The organism is Rhizobacter sp. P3_B12, from assembly GCF_056402895.1.
The window spans coordinates 1-2,692 of record NZ_JBFUGN010000851.1 but is presented as its reverse complement, the minus strand read 5'-3'; the positions used below and the strand labels follow the sequence as shown (position 1 = coordinate 2,692).

The window sequence follows — 2,692 nt, the reverse complement described above, 5'->3', positions numbered from 1 at the left end:
GCAGCCGCACCAGCTGGCGCGCGGACGGCGTGCGGATGGCCAGCGTGTCGACGAAGCGCCGGGCGGACGCCTCTTCTTCCTTGAAGCGGATGAAGCCCGCACGGCCCGACACCGCCGCCATGTTGGCCATGCTGACGTTGTGCACCAGCGGCATGTCGATCGCGAGGCCGTCGTGCTTGCGGTCTTCCGACAGGTAGGCAATGCCGTGGCGGATCGCGTCGCGCGGCGACCGGATGCGCAGCACCTGGTCGCCCAGCTGCACGACGCCGGCGTCCGACGGGTCGGCGCCGAAGACCGCTCGCGCGGCCTCGGTGCGGCCGGCGCCCAGCAGCCCTGCAAAGCCGAGGATTTCTCCGCGCCGCAGTTCGAAGCCGATGCCTTCGAACACCTGCTTGCGCGCCAGGCCGCGCACCGACATCAGGACCTCGGTGGTCGGCACCCGCGTGGCGGGCGGGAACTTGTCTTCCAGCGGGCGGCCGACCATCCGCTCGACGATGCTGTCGACCGTCGTCGCGGCGAAGTCGTCGGTGCTCACGTGGCGGCCATCGCGCAGCACCGTCACGCGGTCGACGATGTGCGCCATTTCGTCGAGCCGATGCGAGATGTAGACCACGCCGACACCGGCGCGCTTGAGCTCGTGGATGACCTTGAAGAGTTGTTCGGTTTCCGTCTCGGTGAGCGACGAGGTGGGCTCGTCCATGATGAGGACTTCCGCATTCAGCGACAGCGCCTTGGCGATCTCGACCATCTGTCGCTGCGCCACCGACAGCGTGCGCACCTGCTGAGTCGGGGCGATGTCCACGCCCAGCCGCTGCAGGCAGGCGGTCGCGCCGGCCTGCAGTTTCGCCCGGTCGATCCACCAGCCCCGGCGCGGCTCGCGGGCCAGGAAGATGTTCTCGGCCACCGACAGGTGGGGCACGAGGTTGAGCTCCTGGTGAATCATCGCGATGCCGGCCGCCTCGGCCTCGCGCGTCGACGCAAAGCGGGTCCGCGTGCCCTTGAACGCGATGTGGCCCTCGTCGGGCTGCAGCTGTCCGCTGACGATCTTCATCAGCGTCGACTTGCCCGCACCGTTCTCGCCGCACACGGCATGCACTTCGCCGCGGCGCAACTCGAAGCTCACGCCGTGCAGCGCGGTCACGGCGAGGAATCGCTTGCCGATGCCATGCAGGCTCAGCAAGGGTTCGGGCGCTGCGCGGCGTGGCGAGTCCACCGTGCGGGCTGACGCTGCGTGAAGCTGCAAGTCGTGTCTCCTTTTGGTCAAACCACCTGACCAACGATTTATGATTTGGCCTGACCAAAACGCTGCGGGGAACCTGGGACATTCCCTGTACACGCCCGTGCGTTTCTGCGTCCGGGGCGACATCAGGCAAACGATGTCGCTATCATGGTCAGGCCAATTTCCCGGACCTGCCATGACCCTCCAGTTGAAGCAGGTGGAGCCTCGCCGGCTCTACCAGCAGATCGCCGATCAGATCCGCGAGCTCATCCAGCAAGGCGGTTTCGACACCGGCACGCGGCTGCCGCCGGAGCGCGACCTGGCGCAGCAACTGGGTGTGTCGCGGCCCTCGCTGCGCGAAGCCTTGATCGCGCTCGACGTCGAAGGCAGCGTGGAGATCCGCAGCGGATCCGGCGTGTACGTGTGCCCGCGGGCGGAACGTGCGCCCGAGACGACGGCCGCGCTCGGCGAAAGCCCGAGCGAGCTCATGCAGGCGCGTGCGGCGTTCGAAGGTTCGGTGATCATGCTCGCTTGCGCACACGGAACCGAGCCGGCGCTGCTGCGCCTGCGCGAGATCGTCAAGGGCATGCGCAGCGAGGTCGCCAAGCGCCGCACACCGATCGACCACGACCGGCAGTTCCACCTGACCATCGCCGAGATGAGCGGCAACTCGGTGATGGTGCGGATCGTGGCGGAGCTGTTCGACGAACGTCACAGCCCGATCTCGGCCAAGATCAGTTCACGCTACGAGAACGCCCGCACGTGGAACCTCGCGCTGAAGGAGCATGAGGCCATTCTTCGCGCCATCGAAGCGCGCGACCCCCTGGCCGCCCAGTCCGCGATGCACACGCACCTCAAGCTGTCAGAGGAACGCTGGGTCGGTGCTGACGGAGGAGCCTGAGGGCGTCGAATTTCGTCGCTCTGGCGCAATTTGCGGCACTTGCGGTCTCGATTCGGCGTCTTCCGATCCACGTTGATTTGCATTCTGTTGCATGGCGTCTCGCTGCGCCAACGCCCCCCGTGGCATCCGTCGACTCCGCAAGTTTCGTCAGTTTTCCTGCCATCGCGACCCAGACACTAGCGCCGAAATCGAGGGTGCCGCATGTCGACTGACATGCGCGTGCCGCACTGACTTTGACGCAACAGGATCTTCACGATGAGCATGCCGAGCCAACGCCCCAACCGCCCCAACCGCGCCACTGCGACAAGCGCACTGCTGTGCGCCATGGTGCTGTCTGCCTGCGGCGGAGGCCATGACTCGGACACCGCTGCGGCACCGGTTGGGTCGGCACCCTCACCCGCACCTGCGCCTGCGCCCGCGCCCGCGCCTGCGCCTGCGCCTGCGCCTGCGCCTGCGCCTGCGCCTGCGCCTGCGCCTGCGCCTGCGCCTGCACCTGCRCCTGCACCTGCACCTGCACCCGCACCCGCACCCGCACCCGCACCCGCACCCGCGCCCGCGCCAGCACCAGCACC

General features: G+C 67.9%; 3 protein-coding genes. 1 reads left to right on the top strand and 2 read right to left on the bottom strand.

What is annotated here, in order from left to right; translation table 11 throughout:
• Positions 1–1,243, bottom strand: a 1,243-nt coding sequence (locus AC1D01_RS29035; protein ID WP_477872596.1) for a sugar ABC transporter ATP-binding protein, incomplete at its 3' end; no start/stop codon positions are given.
• Between the two features lie 172 nt (positions 1,244–1,415).
• Between AC1D01_RS29035 and AC1D01_RS29030 the strand changes: the two genes are divergently transcribed.
• Positions 1,416–2,120: a FadR/GntR family transcriptional regulator gene (locus AC1D01_RS29030; protein ID WP_477872594.1), complete on the top strand. Its 705-nt coding sequence runs from the start codon at positions 1,416–1,418 to the stop codon at positions 2,118–2,120.
• Positions 2,121–2,370: 250 nt separating this feature from the next.
• Here AC1D01_RS29030 and AC1D01_RS29025 read toward each other — a convergent pair.
• Positions 2,371–2,692 (bottom strand): hypothetical protein (locus AC1D01_RS29025; RefSeq protein WP_477872592.1); only part of this gene is annotated, 322 nt, incomplete at its 5' end.